Source organism: Paenibacillus oryziterrae (genome assembly GCF_042610485.1).
Lineage (GTDB): Bacteria > Bacillota > Bacilli > Paenibacillales > Paenibacillaceae > Paenibacillus_AQ.
In genome coordinates, this window is the sequence record NZ_JBGJZO010000033.1 from 1 (window position 1) to 15531 (window position 15531).

A 15531-nucleotide genomic window follows, 5' to 3' on the forward strand; every position below is an offset into this window, starting at 1 on the left:
TTGCCTTAAGCTAATGGCTACTACTGCCTTCGCCATTCGGGACTTCAACCCTAGAGATAGCGCCCATGCTGGGCGCACTAAAAAAGACAGCCGGTTTTCGACCGGCTGTCTTTTTTCGTTATGATCCCGCTTATTCAAGCTTGTCACATTATTCGTAGGAAAGCTTCTCCATAATCAGCTTATTCAAATAGGCTTCAATGTCTGATCCATCTTCACGAATCCACTTTTCGTAAAAAATTTGGCGCTTCATCGCTTTATAGAAATCCATGAGCGCTTGCTTCAACGTCATATTTTGCATCATCAGCCACTTAGGATCCAGCAGTTTTCTGATCATTAGATCCATTTGCACCAAATAAATTTGAGTGCTCGTGATGGGATGAAATATGCCAAACTCAATGCCGCTCTCGAAGTAGGCGACGAGCTTCTTCTGAAATTGGTCCAGAGCTTGGGTAAGTTTGACGGACAATTGGGGATATGACCCATTTAAATCCTGAAGCAGTATATCCGTCAGGAAGAACGTCTGCTTAATCATCAGCCTAAACGCCTTGGCGAAAGATTCGTTATAAACCTTCAGCTCTTCTTCGGACGGCTGCGATATCCTCTCAGGTGACAGCTTTGTGGGAGCTTCCAGCAGGATCAGATTGGAAAGAAACCGGACATATTGCTCAAGTAAACGTTCCACAATTTCATCCTTGGAGTCAAAATATTTATACATGGTTGCCTTGCTGATATCCATACATTTTGCAGCATCTTCCATCTTCATCTGGCTGATGCCCTGTTTTTGGATATAGGGAATCAAACGTATGAGAAGCTTTTCTCGTTTCGAGGACAACGGATCGCAATCTACCACCGACATGTTCCAGCACCTCCTATATTGCCAATATCATTATAAAGCAAATCACGAACAATTTAAACTAGGTATACGTTTTAAACTTTTTTAATAAAATTCGTTTACTTCGTTTAGAAATTGTGCTAATTTATTTGTAGACAAATTACGAATAGTTAGGAGAGATTTCCATGCCCACAAATTCCGCAGTAAGTGAGTCCGCATCACTCCGTTCACTCATTGCTCCGTTGATCGCGATTATCGTAGGGTTGTTCATGGTTATTCTGGACAGCACGGCGGTTAACGTCGCCATCCCGGTTCTTGCCGAAGACTTTCAAAGCTCGTTGAGCCTTATTCAATGGACAATCACTGGTTATGCGCTAGCCCAGGCTTCCGTAATTCCGATAGCCGGGTGGATGTCCGACCGGTTCGGAGCCAAGCAAGTATTTATTGTATCCATCATCTTGTTCGTCAGCAGTTCGATTCTATGCTCGTTCGCGGGCTCGGCCGAAATGTTGATATTCTTCCGGATCTTGCAAGGCTTAGGTGGAGGTATGGTTACTCCGATCGCCTTCGCGATGATCTACCGAATCAGTCCTGCCGAATCGGTAGGCAGAATCATGGGCATCATGGGAGTGCCAATTCTGCTTGCACCTGCACTTGGCCCAATCGTATCCGGGTATTTGGTCGACTACGTCAGCTGGCGATGGTTGTTTCTAATCAATATTCCGGTCGGCATTGCGGGGGTTATCTTAAGCATCCTGTTGCTGCCGAATCTACCGAAAAAAGCTTTTGCTCCGCTGGATTCCTTAGGAATTATACTCGCTCCGTTAGCATTCGGCGGCCTCTCATACGGGTTAAGTGAAGGTGGCGAAGGGTGGACTACGGTGAAGACGATTACTGGTCTTGTCGTAGGCGCATTCGCTTTGATTCTGTTTGTCATCGTTGAACTCCGGAGCAAGAAGGAGCCATTGCTGGAACTGAGGGTTTTTCGTTCCAGCCAATTTACTCTTGGGATTCTGGTGCAATGGGTCTTACAGCTCGCTTTGTTCGGCATGATCTTCGCTGTTCCGTATTTCATGCAGCGGCTTATGGGAATGAGTGCTTTTGAAGCTGGCTTCTGGTCATTGCCCCAGGCTATTGCTTCCGGTCTCATGATGCCGTTCAGCGGACGGTTGTTCGACCGGGTCGGCGCACGCCCCCTAGTGGTCGGCGGCTTGATTCTCATAGCGGCTGGCGCCTATATGTTCTCCATGATCGATCCAAGCGACAGTTCGTGGACATTCCTGCTTCCACGCATACTGCTCGGACTCGGTTCCGGTATGTCTTTCATTGCATTAAACACACACTTGATCCAAACGGCGCCTAAGGAGTTGGTTGGAAGAGTCACCTCCCTGACAAGTGCCGCTCAACAAGTCGTTTCATCCTTCGCTATCGCAGGATTGACAACGTTCCTTGTCAACCGTACCAATCATTATGCGAGCAATGGCGAGGCACCCGTGCCAAATGCAATGACGCATGCTTTTCACAACACCTACCAATTACTCGCCATCATTGCGGTGGCCGGGTTATTGCTGGCAATCACATTAAAGCGTCCGGCTGCTAAGGATGCAGGCCTTACGCCTGGTGAAGTAAACCACCCTCCTGTGATTGTGATGGAGTAAAGGTTAGGAGAGCTTATTACAGCGGCAAGCGAAACGAACAGGAGGACTGCGATTTATGCGGTCCTCCTGTTTTTGTGTGAAATCGGTTTGCCGTAACTTTCCAAATTTTTAATCGTTGTACCCAGCTAGTGTTTAGTGTAACGAAAAATGAGGTTAACCAGATTAAACTGGTCAACCTCATAATACGAAAGATCTTGGCCAGACCCCTTTTCGTTGTTGCCATTCTACAGCGATGCGTTTATTCGGGTCTTATTTCAGTGATCGGAGATACATCAGGATACATTCTCAATACATCGGACGGGAAAAGTAGCTCCTTATTCATTCCCCATCGTGCTGATATCGATTACAAACCGATAACGGACATCTGAAGCGAGTACACGCTCCCAAGCTTCATCAATCCGGTCGGCAGAAATAACCTCGATCTCAGATGCAATATTGTGTTCTGCGCAGAAATTAAGCATTTCCTGTGTTTCACGGATTCCGCCAATCATCGATCCGGCAAACGAGCGGCGGTGACCGATCAGTGAGAATGCGTTAACTGACAAGGGATCAGCGGGCGCACCGACATTGACTAATGTACCATCCAGCGCCAGGAGCGAAAGATAGGCATCGATATTAATCTGTGCGCTTACTGTATTTATGATTAGGTCGAACGAACCGGCAAGCTGCTTAAATGTCTCCGGATTGCTAGTGGCATAATAATGGTTCGCACCTAATTGCAAACCGTCCTCCTTCTTCTTTAGAGACTGTGATAAAACAGTAACCTCAGCCCCCATGGCATGAGCGATCTTCACAGCCATATGTCCAAGTCCACCAAGACCTACCACAGCTACTTTTTTGCCTGGAGCAGCTCCCCAATGTCGCAGCGGTGAATAGGTTGTGATTCCGGCACACAAAAGTGGTGCAGCGGCGTCAAGCGGAATAGCATCAGGAATCCGAACCACGAAGTCCTCTGTTACCACGATATGGGTGGAATACCCGCCCTGCGTATATTGCCCGTACCGGTCGATAGCTCCGTAGGTGCCCGTATTTCCATGCAGGCAATACTGTTCCTCGCCTTTATGGCAATTACTGCACTCTCCACAGGAGTCAACCATACAACCTACCCCTACCCGGTCACCTACAGCAAATTTGGTGACATGTGATCCCACCTGACTGACAATGCCGGCAATCTCGTGTCCAGGAACGAGTGGATAGTTGACTGGCCCCCACTCTCCGCGGGCGGTATGAATGTCCGAGTGGCAGATTCCCGCGTATTTAATGTCAATAAGAACATCGTGCGGTTGCAGATCCCGGCGCTCGATGGCGGTTAGCTTGAACGGCCCCTCCTGACTGAATGTAGCGCGTGCATTAACTTTTATCATAGTATTACCTCCGCAATGGATAATGTAATTCCTGTATTACAAAGCCCATGTTATTACTTAAAGTTAACTCTAAGTCAAGTAAATATTAATTCACCCTATAACTGAAGCATGATAATGAGCAATGAGATGAACGATAGGAGATACATGATGAAGACTTACTCCATAAGTGAAGTTGCAGAATACTTTAACCTGGCACCGAATCCCTTTGCGTTATTAGACTAAGAAAGACTTATGCCTTTACAAATATTCATATCCCCCCCAACCACAACTTCCTTCTCCCGGTCATCCAGGATGTCCAGGTTGCGATAGATTTTGCTCTTCTCAATATTCAGATCCACTGTCACCAGCAGATCGTCGGCTCCCGAGCCTAAAATATCTATTAAAGTAATTTCATTACCCTCTTTGTCCGTTCCTATGGCATCGTGCAGCGACACGTCCTTGCGTGTCTTCTTCAGGGAGCGGAGATGCATTAGGATCTCATTCTCAATACACGGCAAAAGTAGCCAGCTTGGTCCCTTTGTTGGGGCGGTAGCTCTCAATCGCCTAAATGAGACCGATCGTTCCGATGGAGATCAGATCCTCCATGTCCTCGTCGGTGTTGTCGAATTTTTGAGGTTATGGACACGATACGATGTCATTATATTTCGGCTAATCGAGCAAAAGCAGCCTATCCTCTAACGAGTGAATAGACTGCTTTTGGGTATTCCTGTTACTATTGAAATCGCTGAGAATGGCTATTTGCGAACGGAGAGAATGAACTTCTCCAACGCTGCTAAATCGGTAATACTCTGATTACATTCCTGACTATTCAAACATACATATTGACCAATAGAATGGATATTACCCGGCAAAGAATTTGCAGGTTTGGTCTTGACCAATAAGTAGGCCAACTCTTGCTGTCGATTACAGAACAAACAATACCCTTTCCTGTGTATCGGTGTGAATGTTCCTTCGATACCAATAAACGTTCCTTCGAATGGATATACAATGAATAATTTGTTTGTACTAATATCACTCCAGCTCAGATAAGTCACATATCTAAAGTCGATGGAGGATAGATCCGGCATTTTCATTTTCTTATTCTTAGGGAACAGCTTCTGGATCTGTTTGAATGATATGGCAGGATAGGAATCCAGATACGGTTCCAAATCGCTGATATATTTCTGGAAGTCATGTGCCATCTCAAAGACCGATATTTGTTCCAGCATCTGCTCCTGGTTCTCTGTAAGAGAAGGGAATACTTCAATAATGTTCGTTGCAGCACGGTAGCGTACCGTTTCCAAAACTCGGCGGTCCGCAACGGTCCGCAATGTATGCAGAACAAATTTTGTTTGCTTCTTAATAAAATTATATTGATGGTTTCTAATAAATGGTGTACTCATGCTTTTCAGCTCCTTATTTATCTTAAAAGTTCATAAGGTGCAAAGCCCATTATTAGAAACGATAAGTCAGTTTGGGCGATGTAATCCAGTCCATTCTATCGCACCTCACACAAAGTATCGCCCCGAATTAGGCTTTGCATGAGGACACCCTAGCTAATGAACAATTCAATTTTGCCATCTGCACCACCCCCAATGAAATTCATCAAAAGTATAGCAAGAAACTTTGGAACGGGCAATTTAAAATGATCTTGCAGGTACAAGCGAACAGTGTTTAGAAATTGACAGCGCCTTAATCAAGGCTTTACTCTTCAGGAGGATTTCTTCATACTCTTTTTCAGGGTCCGACAGAATGATTACAGCCCCTCCAACTCCTAAAGTCGCTTCTTCCGGAGTTAATACAAGTGTGCGGATCACAATGTTTAAATCAGTTGAACCATTAAGTCCTAGAAACCCGATTGCTCCGGAGTAGATGCCTCGCGCCGTAGATTCAATTTCATCAATGTATTTCATCGTTCTTATTTTGGGTGCGCCTGTCATTGAGCCTCCCGGAAAAGCAACACGGATACAATCGATTGCTCCCAGTTCTTCTCTCAATTTGCCCTCAATGGTTGAGACTAATTGGTGTACGGTTTGATAGGATTCAATGTCCATTAATTTGGTGACCTTGATCGTTCCAATCTCGCAGACCGACCCTAAATCATTTCTGAGCAGGTCGACAATCATCAGGTTTTCCGCTCTGTCCTTGTCACTTGATTGCAGTTCATCGGCCAATTGAGCATCAATAACCGGATCATTGCTTCTGGCGATTGTGCCTTTAATCGGCTTGGCTTCAACGATGCGGTCCTGGTTTATTCTAAGAAATCTCTCCGGCGAAGAACTTAGCACATTGAAATCATTGAATTTAAAATATGCAGAGTATGGGGCAGGATTAATTTTTCTCAGAATGCGGTAGGTCCGCAAAGGATCAAATTTCTCCTTAATGCGAAGCTGATTGGTCAGGCAGACCTCATACGTCTCTCCCTCCTTTATGTAGTGCTGGCACAGCTTGATGCTCTCCAGGTACTCTTCGTATGTCTGGCTCCAGCACATTTCCAATCCCTCATTACCGGATTCTGGATTAAACTCTACGGGTACCCATTCAGGCATCGTCTGCAATCTACTCTCTGTATCATCAAACCATTGTTCCGCGTCTTGAATTCGATCTGGTGTCACCAGACTAACCAGATATATACATTTTTCCTCATGATCAAAGGCAATCAGCTGATCGGCAAGAATGAACATGGCATCGGGGTGTTCTGAAATATGCTTGATTTCGGCACCGAATTCCGCTTTTAATTCATAACCGAAATAACCCACATAACCAGCATTGAAGTCAAACGGCAAATTGTCATTTTTAGTGAACAAGTATTCTAATTGCTGATCCAGAAAATCAAAGATACTGATGGCTGTATCCCGTTGCCCGTTCTTATCGAGAATAGACAGCAACTTTTTATTGGTATCGTAACTGAGAACATGGCTTAGTGCACCCTGATTGGAGCCCATGAAGGAAAATCTTGAAAGGTTCTGGTTAACACGGCTGCTGTCGAGCCAATAGGCGTAATCTTCGTGAGCAAAAAAGTGCATAAACACTCTTTCCGGGTCAAAAAAATAATCCAGTTTTCGGCTCACTACTTGTATTTTTGAATTCGTTTGTTCCGAAGATCGGCTATGGCCGCGCGGTACTATCGATTCTTGGGGAATGGTCTTCATTAGGCAGGCTCCTTTATTGAAAATAAACCCTCACCAAATTTAGTTAGCTGTGCAAAGTTTTCCATAAGCTGCTGGCCGTAATCCGTGCAAATCGACTCCGGATGGAACTGCACACCCCAAATAGGTTTGTCGATATGCTTTAAGCCCATGATTACGCCATCGGCAGTCCATGCAGTCTTCTGCAAGCAATCCGGCAACGCCACATCTACGGCTAAGGAGTGATAACGCACAACATTAAAACCTTGTGGAATATTCGCAAACAGCTCTGAATTGTTGTGATACACTTCACTTATTCGTCCATGCATCGGCTCAGGAGCATGAATCACCTTTCCGTTAAAGGTGTGGGCAATGCCTTGATGCCCAAGGCATACGCCAAGGATAGGCACATTCGATTCCAGCAATGCTTGACGGCAAACCCCGAAGTCACTCGTTTTAGCAGGAGTACCCGGACCCGGAGATATGACGATATTGTCAAATGAAAAAGCCGATAATTCAGACCAGCTGTACTGGTCGTTTCTTATTACAATCGGATATTCATCTTGAATGGAGGCTATTAGTTGATAGAGATTAAATGTGTAGGAATCATAATTGTCGATCAATAATGTTTTCATAAACATATCCCGCTTTCATTTAAGGTAATAAAAACTAATGCATTGCTTTATCTTCCAGCCTGCAGGCCTCATCAATAATAAGAGAATACAGCCGGTCAATGAAATGGGCGTCTACTCCAAACTTTTCTCCGATTCCAATGCAGCGCTGCTTCACCATTTGTATCCGGTCCGGCTGCATCATAGGGATATCGTTTTCTTTTTTGTAATCAGCCACCTTAAGGCATATTTCAAATCTTTCCCCCAATATCTCAATCAACTGGCGGTCCAATTCATTAATGCTGGCTCTATAGGCGCTTAAGTCATGTACGGCTTCATCGGATTTGATAGGACTCAACTCTGCTCATCCTTTCGTTATGACTTTTATTGATGCCTTGGATCAGGTTTCTTGAACATTCACTTAGTTTATCCGTAAAGTATCCGCCCTCTTGAACAATGCAAATAGGAACAGAAGCTTCTTCTAGAAGTTTTCCAACTTCTAAATAAATGGAAGTCGGCAGATCCCAAGTACCGTGGTGATCGCCTTGAATAATATCGTAGCCCATGGATATAACCAGTGCAGTGCAGCCAAAACCCATAGCTTTACTGAGGAGCTGCACCAAACTTTCCAGATATTCGCGTTCCGTAGGGGTGTCCTGGTAACTGATCAATACTTGCTGCGGACCTAAGGGCTCTGTAGGCTGAAACGGGAAGTTATCGATCGTATTGCCGTGAATGGAGCCGTAAAAAATATCCGGCTTCTCCTGAAGTATAGCCGCCGATCCATTGCCGTAATGAAAATCCAAATCCAGCAATCCTACTCTGCCGTGTCCCCGCTCCTGTAATGCCAAAGCCGCGCCGACAGCGTTATTGAAATAACAATAACCTCCCGCCCAGGCAGGGCCGGCATGATGACCTGGCGGACGGCACAAGGCATAGTTGACCGATCCGGGGGCATTTCCAAGCTCAATGGCTGCTTTCACGGCTGTTCCAAATGCGGCAATTGCAGAATCATATATTCCGGCAGTTAACGGTGTATCCTGATCAACACCCGGCTCCGCTATGGAAGAGTCGATCACCAGCTCCCCTTCCCGGATGGTATCGCTGGATGTGCGGATATGATCGATGTAATCGGCATGATGCGATTTGAATAGAACAGATTGAATAATACCGTTGTCTTCCGCTTTATGTACCGCCGCAGAGTCATGGATTTGAAGATTATCATCCTTAATGGCGGCAATCCCTATTTCAATTTGTTGAATTCTTTCCTTCGTTTCGAGGCTTGGGACTTCTTGCAGGTTCCGATTGAGTATTGTGGACACTTTTTGCTCTATATTATTTTGTTTAAATACATTTATCTTCATGTCAGCTCAACTCTTTTCTTTAAACGGGGTCCCAATTCTTCGAACCCGTTGTTCATATAGAATGACAGTGTTTTAGCAAAGTTAACGAACGATTTTTTGGGAGTGCATACTTCCAGATTCGCTGTGCCGTTGTCCTCACAGTAGTGTTCGACCCTCTTAATCAGCTGCTCTCCAATGCCCGAGCTGCGAAAGTCCGGATGAACCCACAATTCTTGAATCAGCGTGTATTTCCCGCCGACGTGGATAGAGTTAACTATGCTTACCGTTATCAAGCCTGCGATTGAATCCGGAAGACTCGAAGCTTCCGCAATCCAGACAGCGCCTTCCCCAGGATGTTCAATCACATATTGATACGCTTGCTCAGACTCCGCAGGCAAAGTCACTTCTTCGACATTTCTAAGTTCAGCCAGTAAGCGCCTGATCCCCTGCAATACATTGCGACAATCCCCTTGATGCGCTGAACGGATTATCCAACCCATAAAGGTCCCTCCTTGAAATCAATTATTGTAAAATCCCGCAGGCAGCACAGACATAATATCTCCGCTAAAGGTTGAGGATTTGCTGTACACCAGCCATGTGGTCAGAATAGCGCCAATGTATCTGCGGATACGGAAACGGTTTTTATTTTCCTCATAGTATGAGATTTGAGTCAAGCCGGCATCATATTTCCCGTCAAGCAATCCCTTACCCACAACCGGCTTGCTTGGTTCGTATATAATCTCGGGATATACCAGACCATCCAAATATCCTTCAGCTGCTTTGACCAGCCCGAGTGTCCGCGGATTCTCTACTTCTTTGTTTTCAAGAATCACCAATTCCTTAGTGGGATAAATAAAGGTATCCAATATTTTCACCGTTTCGAAATACTTCTCGGTAATCAGATGGACTTCCGGATGGGCGCTGCATTGCAACAGAAAGTCTGCCTGATCCGAATAAATCAGCTCTAACCCTTCGAGAAAATTGGTAATATATATAATTTCCGCATTTGGAATCTGATGATATTGCAGATAATGGTGCAGTGCATATTCATGACAGGTGCCTTTAGGACCCAGAGTAACAAATTTCATGGTCTCCCTCCCTTCATCTCAGCGCAGATATATATTTTTCCAGCCGGTTCAAACCATTCTCCAGCTCAAGCATCGGGCTTGCAAAGGATAATCTAATATAACCTTCACCATAATCCGAAAAAGCACTGCCAGGTATAACGGCTACTCTGGCCTTCTTCAACAAATCTTCAGAGAATTGCACAGAGTTCTGTCCAAACTGTTGTATGGAAGGAAAAAAATAAAAAGTACCCTCAGGTTTGATGACCTCTAGACCCATGCCGCATAACCGTGCGTACACATAATCCCGGCGTTCCAGATAAATATCCCGCATGGCAAGAGGATCTTGACTCCCCGTGGTCAATGCTTCGATTGCAGCCATTTGGCTTATGGATGAAACCGATACAACGGAGTACTGATGGATTTTTTTCATTTGTTCAGTAATGTATTCCGGGGCAAATATCATTCCAACCCGCCAGCCGGTCATGGCATGGGACTTCGACACTCCATTGATGACTATCGTTCTGTCTCTCATTTCCTGAATATGAGATATGGAAGAGTGCGGCAGGCCATATGCAAGTTCACTATAGATTTCATCAGAGAGCACAAACACTTTATGGTCTGCCAGCACCTCGCTAATTTGCTTAATGTCTTCCCGGCTTAAAGCTACTCCCGTGGGATTCATCGGATATGAAAGAACAATGCATTTCGTTCTATCGGTAATGGCATTCTTCAAGTCCTCTGCCCTTAACTTAAAGCCTGTCTTTCTGGTATCGACGTACACCGGCTTTGCACCGGACAAAGTAATTATGGGTTCATATCCCGAGTATATGGGCGCCGGTAAAATCACCTCGTCCCCCTTCTGGAGAATCGTACACAACGCGATATATATGGCTTGAGTAGCACCATTCGTTATAACCACTTCACTCTCAGGGTTATAGACCTGTTGATATTTCGATCCGACATAACTGCATGCAGCTTTAAGCAAATCAGAATACCCTGCAGACGGGGGGTACGTCGTCCGGTTCTCCGTTATCGCCCGTTTCCCAGCTGTTTTAATATGGTCAGGTGTTAAAAAGTCAGGTTGTCCAATCGTAAAAGAGATCACATCCTCGTACTGCGCTGCCATATCTGAAAAGGCGCGTATTCTGGACGGCTCGATTTGTTGAACAAGCGGATTCAAATGCTCATGCATATCTATGCCCCTTTAAATTCGGTATATTGCGCTGCCGCTTCCACCGGGCCTTGTTCCATGATCCGGCGAATCTTCCCAAGCGCCAGTTCAATGTCTTCTTCGCTTATGCCTGAATGAGTGACAGCACGAATGCGCCCATATCCCAGTTCTGCCACATTTACGCCCGCATTTCTGGCTGATTCAACGAATGCCTGCCAGGTAAAGCGCGAATCGGCAATTTCAAAAAAGACAATGTTAGTCTCCACAGACTCCGCATCGCAACGGATTCCGTCAATGGCAGCCAACCCTTCAGCCAATTTCTTGGCATTGAAATGATCGTTCTCCAGCCGGCTAACCATACTCTTTAGAGCTATTAATCCGGGGGCGGCAATCACTCCGGCTTGGCGCATGCCGCCGCCCAGCATTTTGCGTAAGCGGTAAGCCTTCTCGATCATGACCCGACTCCCTACAATCATAGAACCAACCGGAGCAGACAACCCTTTAGACAGGCAAAATTGTACAGAGTCGGCGTATTGCGAAATTTCTGCTACAGGAACGCCGAGTGCCACAGAAGCGTTAAATATCCGCGCCCCATCCATATGTACCGGTATGCCTTTAGCTTTTGCAAAGGCTTGTACTTCGGCTAAATAGGAAAGCGGTAAAATGCGCCCGCCCTTGCGGTTATGCGGATTCTCCATACAAATCAAAGCAGGCAAGGCGAATTGGGGATCGCTGGTGTCTTCCGGAAATGCCTGTGCCAAATCTTCCAGCAACAGCCGTCCATCCGCTTGGGTAGGAATGGCTTCATAGATAATGCCGCCGCATACCGCTGCCCCGCCTGCCTCATAAATGTAAATATCCGTCTCATCTCCAACCAGCACTTTGGAGCCGCGGGGGCAATGGACCATCAATGATATCAAATTGGCCATAGTACCGCTCGGTACAAGAAGCGCCGCTTCTTTGCCGCAGACTTCGGCAGCCCGCTTCTCTAATTGCTTGACCGTCGGATCTTCGGCGTAGACATCGTCTCCAAGCTCAGACTCCAAAATGGATTGAAGCATTTCTTGTGTTGGTAGTGTGAACGTATCACTGCGCAATTCAATCATGATAAAGTCCTCCTATCTCGTATTCAGTGATCCGAATCCTTAAGAGATCAATCGCTGCCTGCAGACTGGCCCGGGTCTCCTCATAGGAGGGGCTGTGCACTATGACATATCCCAGACGGTGGTATGCATTTCTCGCCGGTTGGACTCTGACGCCTGCTTTGGCTGTTATCGCTAAACGTTTCACGAAAGCCAGCCCTTCTGCGGCCTTAGCCCCTTCGATACCCTCCAGAATCCCTTCATACTCCGCGAGCAGGAATTGAATCCCCGCTACACCCTTTGCTGCGGAATCTTCCAGAGTCGGCCGTCCCATTGCACATAAAATTTGCTGCTCCAGCACATCAACTCCGGTTGTTAAACGAATTAACTCAGGAATCATCCCTCCGGCTAAACGTGCATTGATTTCTATAATCGCCGCTCCCTCTGGGGTCCATTTCAATTCAGTATGGGTTGCACCGTACTGGATGCCGACGGCTTCAAGCGCGCGGCCAACCACATTCTTCATTTGCCGGGCGGCTTTTTCTGGAATGGGGGCAGGAAATATATGCCCTGATTCTACAAAATGGGGAAAACAGGCCAATGACTTTTGCGTGATGCCAATGCATGTTGTTTTTCCCTGCCATGTAAACATCTCCACACTAAATTCAGGTGCATCGATATATTCTTCGGCAAGAATAACCCCTTCCCGTTTCTGTCCGCGCGTGTTGAAGCCGATGCCGAGTATTCTCCTAGCGTGTTGCTTCGCTTGCTCCACCGAAGTGACCAGAATAACATCATTGGAAGCGGAATCGTCGGCAGGCTTAAGGATGCAAGGCAAACCGATCTTTTCAACGGCCTGAGAAACTTCCTGTAACGAACAGATCACTTCAAAGCGCGGTTGGTGTATGCCTGCCTCAGCCAAAGTTCGCCGCGTCAAGTCCTTGTGCCGGGCAATTCGAATGGATTCTTTCGTATTTCCCGGCAAATCAAACGTTAAAGTCAGCTCTGCCACTGTTTCCAGATAGAAATCGCTGGTAGTGACAATGCCGCAGATATCCTCGCGTTTCACTCGCTGCCTTATTAGTTCCCCTAAAGAATGTGAGTTATTGGTATCACAGACAATGATCTCACACCCTGTTTCCGCTAATCCGGCATACCGCTCGGGGTCATTGGTGAAGAACAGGGCTTCCAGCCCCCACGAAGCTGCTTTTTCCAATGCAAGCATTCCTGTGCCTGTCGTATTAGACTCAATAAACAGAAGTTTGTCGGGCATCTTTATACGCTCCCTCCTTCAAGGAAGCATAGGACCAAGCGCCAACGACAGAGTCATAAGAAACTTTGTTGGGCATTAATGAAGGCAGCCGGTTTTGCATGCCTTTAGATAACCGGTAATCGGCATTGTAAATGGTATCGGTATACCGGTCTCCGCGGTCTGGAAATATAGCAACAATCTTCGTATCCTGCTCAACCTGACCGCTGACCCAATTTGCAACAGCATAGACTGATCCGGAAGAATTGCCCGCAAAAATCTTTTCCTTCTTCGCCAACTCCAGTGTTGCAGCAAACGCTTCTTCGTCATTCAGCCAGTGCACTTCATCAACAATGGAATGATCTACATTGGAAGCGATCAGGGAATTTCCCAATCCGCCTTGCAAACGCCCGGGGCGGTCCGGCTGCCCAAAGATTACGCTCCCTGCCGCGTCGACAGCGATCACTTTCAAATTCGGATTATGTTTCTTCAATTCTTTTGCAGTTCCGGAGAGGGAACCACCGCTTCCTACCGAAGCGATCAGAATATCCACCCGCCCAAGCTCCGATATCAGCTCATGCGCAAGTTCAGCATAGGCAGCCGGATTCTCCGGATTGTCATATTGGCGTGGCCAGTAGGCACCAGGATACTGTGCAAGCAATTCGGACAACCGCTCCAGACGGGCGCTCTGCCAGCCCTGGGCTCCCATTTTATCAACGACATGAATGTGGCAGCCGAGTGATGTCAGCTTGGCAACTGTAATGGCATCCATACGCGGGTCCGTGACAATATGCACCTCATGCCCTAGATAGGTTCCGACCAGAGCTACTCCGCAAGCCATCGTTCCTGATGAGCTTTCGATAATCGGGGCGCCGTCCCGAAGTTCACCTGAACGTTTGGCCGCCAGAATACATTGCTTGGCTACACGGTCCTTCATTCCGAATGGATTCAGCAGCTCCAGCTTGGCATACACCTCTCCTTTGGTTTGATCATCCCCTTGCAGAAGAACCAGCGGGGTATGGCCGATGACGTCGATCATACTGGTATGCAGCATGTTGATTACCCCCTTCACTATTATTTCTCAGCTTATTGGCTTACAACTTGACGGTTGGCGAATTCCCGTTGACTGGCTTCAGTCCAGCTGCTCCAGGTCTGGTAAATGGTTATTTCACCGCCGAGAAGCCTTAAGGCTGTATAGGCTGTATTGAGTTTTGTCTCGTAGCCCTCGTGATCCGGGGACAGAAGAATACCTAGGCAGGTACCGCTGTGTGCAGCAACAACCCCCAGACCCTCAACCTCTGTACAGATATCCAAGATCAGATTGAAAAATTTCTTGTGCCGCAGTTTTTGATTTAACACGGCACTGCGTGTGGCCACTTCCCCGATAACTTTAATATCCCCCTGACGAATAGCTTTGGAGATTTTACGCCGAAGCTCGTCGTATTCGCTTTTTTCCTGCTGGGTAAAGGGTTTAGGCAATTTGTTAAAATCGATCGTATCCACCTCTCCGCCCTCATCGAACCCGATAATGGTTAACTTGGGAAGATCGCCAAGGAACTCATTCACTTGAACCATGCGGTGGTAGAAAGATACCACACCTTCATACATCACTCCGTCGGTAGGCTCAATATGTCTAAGGAAAGACTGTATTTCTTCGGTAGTCATCTGCAGATCAAAGCATTCATTCAGTGCGCGTGCAGTCGCCACCAAGTCCGCTGAAGAACTGGCCAGCCCTTTGCCCACCGGAATGTTGCTGTTTATCTCCAGAACTCCCCCTTCTTCATATCCGTAGTACCTTAAGATCAAAGCGGCAAGTTCTCTCGACTTCTGCTTATTGCTTGGTGAAACTATAATGCCAAGTGAGGGATAATAAGTGAATTTTGCATTCGAGAACCTGTTTATCGGAAGGGTCACCAGGAAATCTCTTTCTTTGGTATCCACTCCTTGCAGCAGCTCCCCAAATGTACCAAACGCACAACCCGTTCCTGATTTGAAAGACCGCGTCTCTCTTTGCATGGAATACACGGTTGTTACCTCCTTTAGCTAT

The 15531-nt window shown here is 46.6% G+C and carries 15 protein-coding genes and 1 pseudogene; 1 reads left to right on the top strand and 15 read right to left on the bottom strand.

The window, feature by feature from the left end:
- Positions 1 to 148: 148 nt before the first annotated feature.
- Entirely contained in the window at positions 149 to 856 is a 708-nt protein-coding gene (locus ACAN55_RS22065; RefSeq protein WP_379138083.1) for a TetR/AcrR family transcriptional regulator, read from the bottom strand.
- A 161-nt stretch (positions 857 to 1017) separates the two neighbouring features.
- On the opposite strand from ACAN55_RS22065, the gene ACAN55_RS22070 reads away from it, so the two are divergent.
- Positions 1018 to 2490 (top strand): DHA2 family efflux MFS transporter permease subunit, encoded by a 1473-nt coding sequence (locus ACAN55_RS22070; RefSeq protein WP_379138086.1) that lies wholly within the window; start codon positions 1018 to 1020, stop codon positions 2488 to 2490.
- Positions 2491 to 2804: 314 nt separating this feature from the next.
- Here the strand turns inward: ACAN55_RS22070 and ACAN55_RS22075 are convergent, their stop codons facing one another.
- The 14 genes and pseudogenes from ACAN55_RS22075 to ACAN55_RS22140 all read right to left on the bottom strand — a co-directional run bounded on the left by ACAN55_RS22075 (position 2805) and on the right by ACAN55_RS22140 (position 15500).
- Positions 2805 to 3854, bottom strand: coding sequence for an NAD(P)-dependent alcohol dehydrogenase (locus ACAN55_RS22075; RefSeq protein WP_379138088.1), 1050 nt, complete (start codon positions 3852 to 3854; stop codon positions 2805 to 2807).
- A 257-nt stretch (positions 3855 to 4111) separates the two neighbouring features.
- Positions 4112 to 4466, bottom strand: a pseudogene (locus ACAN55_RS22080) (sigma factor); the annotation flags it as partial.
- 122 nt (positions 4467 to 4588) lie between these two features.
- Positions 4589 to 5236, bottom strand: a complete 648-nt coding sequence (locus ACAN55_RS22085) for a FusB/FusC family EF-G-binding protein (protein WP_379138091.1) — start codon at positions 5234 to 5236, stop codon at positions 4589 to 4591.
- Positions 5237 to 5473: 237 nt separating this feature from the next.
- Entirely contained in the window at positions 5474 to 6985 is a 1512-nt protein-coding gene (pabB, locus tag ACAN55_RS22090) for an aminodeoxychorismate synthase component I (protein WP_379138094.1), read from the bottom strand.
- Entirely contained in the window at positions 6985 to 7596 is a 612-nt protein-coding gene (locus ACAN55_RS22095) for an anthranilate synthase component II (protein WP_379138096.1), read from the bottom strand. The genes pabB and ACAN55_RS22095 overlap by 1 nt, the downstream gene beginning before the upstream one ends.
- A 34-nt stretch (positions 7597 to 7630) precedes the next feature.
- Positions 7631 to 7930: a chorismate mutase gene (locus ACAN55_RS22100; protein WP_379138099.1), complete on the bottom strand. Its 300-nt coding sequence runs from the start codon at positions 7928 to 7930 to the stop codon at positions 7631 to 7633.
- A complete protein-coding gene (locus ACAN55_RS22105; protein ID WP_379138101.1) occupies positions 7908 to 8936 on the bottom strand; it encodes an arginase family protein in 1029 nt (342 codons plus the stop codon). Before ACAN55_RS22105 ends, ACAN55_RS22100 begins: the two co-directional genes overlap by 23 nt.
- Complete coding sequence (locus tag ACAN55_RS22110) at positions 8933 to 9415, bottom strand: GNAT family N-acetyltransferase (protein ID WP_379138103.1); 483 nt, start codon at positions 9413 to 9415, stop codon at positions 8933 to 8935. Before ACAN55_RS22110 ends, ACAN55_RS22105 begins: the two co-directional genes overlap by 4 nt.
- An 18-nt stretch (positions 9416 to 9433) precedes the next feature.
- Positions 9434 to 10003 carry a hypothetical protein gene (locus ACAN55_RS22115; RefSeq protein ID WP_379138107.1) on the bottom strand — a complete coding sequence of 190 codons (570 nt, stop codon included), beginning with the start codon at positions 10001 to 10003 and terminating at the stop codon, positions 9434 to 9436.
- 13 nt (positions 10004 to 10016) lie between these two features.
- Positions 10017 to 11174, bottom strand: coding sequence for an aminotransferase A (locus tag ACAN55_RS22120; protein ID WP_379138110.1), 1158 nt, complete (start codon positions 11172 to 11174; stop codon positions 10017 to 10019).
- Positions 11175 to 11176: 2 nt separating this feature from the next.
- A complete protein-coding gene (gene ltaE, locus ACAN55_RS22125; RefSeq protein WP_379138113.1) occupies positions 11177 to 12259 on the bottom strand; it encodes a low-specificity L-threonine aldolase in 1083 nt (360 codons plus the stop codon).
- Positions 12252 to 13508, bottom strand: coding sequence for an ATP-grasp domain-containing protein (locus ACAN55_RS22130; RefSeq protein ID WP_379138116.1), 1257 nt, complete (start codon positions 13506 to 13508; stop codon positions 12252 to 12254). The genes ltaE and ACAN55_RS22130 overlap by 8 nt, the downstream gene beginning before the upstream one ends.
- Positions 13483 to 14538: a cysteine synthase family protein gene (locus tag ACAN55_RS22135; protein WP_379138119.1), complete on the bottom strand. Its 1056-nt coding sequence runs from the start codon at positions 14536 to 14538 to the stop codon at positions 13483 to 13485. The genes ACAN55_RS22130 and ACAN55_RS22135 overlap by 26 nt, the downstream gene beginning before the upstream one ends.
- Positions 14539 to 14570: 32 nt before the next feature.
- A complete protein-coding gene (locus tag ACAN55_RS22140) occupies positions 14571 to 15500 on the bottom strand; it encodes a GHMP family kinase ATP-binding protein (RefSeq protein WP_379138146.1) in 930 nt (309 codons plus the stop codon).
- Positions 15501 to 15531 lie beyond the last annotated feature (31 nt).

What these genes read in the sequence shown, in the direction of transcription:
- ACAN55_RS22065 (WP_379138083.1), bottom strand. Translation starts at nt 856, where the DNA reads ATGTCGGTGGTAGATTGCGATCCGTTGTCCTCGAAACGAGAAAAGCTT.
- ACAN55_RS22085 (WP_379138091.1), bottom strand. Translation starts at nt 5,236, where the DNA reads ATGAGTACACCATTTATTAGAAACCATCAATATAATTTTATTAAGAAG.
- ACAN55_RS22110 (WP_379138103.1), bottom strand. Translation starts at nt 9,415, where the DNA reads ATGGGTTGGATAATCCGTTCAGCGCATCAAGGGGATTGTCGCAATGTA.
- ACAN55_RS22095 (WP_379138096.1), bottom strand. Translation starts at nt 7,596, where the DNA reads ATGAAAACATTATTGATCGACAATTATGATTCCTACACATTTAATCTC.
- ACAN55_RS22105 (WP_379138101.1), bottom strand. Translation starts at nt 8,936, where the DNA reads ATGAAGATAAATGTATTTAAACAAAATAATATAGAGCAAAAAGTGTCC.
- ACAN55_RS22070 (WP_379138086.1), top strand. Translation starts at nt 1,018, where the DNA reads ATGCCCACAAATTCCGCAGTAAGTGAGTCCGCATCACTCCGTTCACTC.
- ltaE (WP_379138113.1), bottom strand. Translation starts at nt 12,259, where the DNA reads ATGATTGAATTGCGCAGTGATACGTTCACACTACCAACACAAGAAATG.
- ACAN55_RS22115 (WP_379138107.1), bottom strand. Translation starts at nt 10,003, where the DNA reads ATGAAATTTGTTACTCTGGGTCCTAAAGGCACCTGTCATGAATATGCA.
- ACAN55_RS22135 (WP_379138119.1), bottom strand. Translation starts at nt 14,538, where the DNA reads ATGCTGCATACCAGTATGATCGACGTCATCGGCCATACCCCGCTGGTT.
- ACAN55_RS22120 (WP_379138110.1), bottom strand. Translation starts at nt 11,174, where the DNA reads ATGCATGAGCATTTGAATCCGCTTGTTCAACAAATCGAGCCGTCCAGA.
- ACAN55_RS22140 (WP_379138146.1), bottom strand. Translation starts at nt 15,500, where the DNA reads ATGCAAAGAGAGACGCGGTCTTTCAAATCAGGAACGGGTTGTGCGTTT.
- ACAN55_RS22075 (WP_379138088.1), bottom strand. Translation starts at nt 3,854, where the DNA reads ATGATAAAAGTTAATGCACGCGCTACATTCAGTCAGGAGGGGCCGTTC.
- pabB (WP_379138094.1), bottom strand. Translation starts at nt 6,985, where the DNA reads ATGAAGACCATTCCCCAAGAATCGATAGTACCGCGCGGCCATAGCCGA.
- ACAN55_RS22130 (WP_379138116.1), bottom strand. Translation starts at nt 13,508, where the DNA reads ATGCCCGACAAACTTCTGTTTATTGAGTCTAATACGACAGGCACAGGA.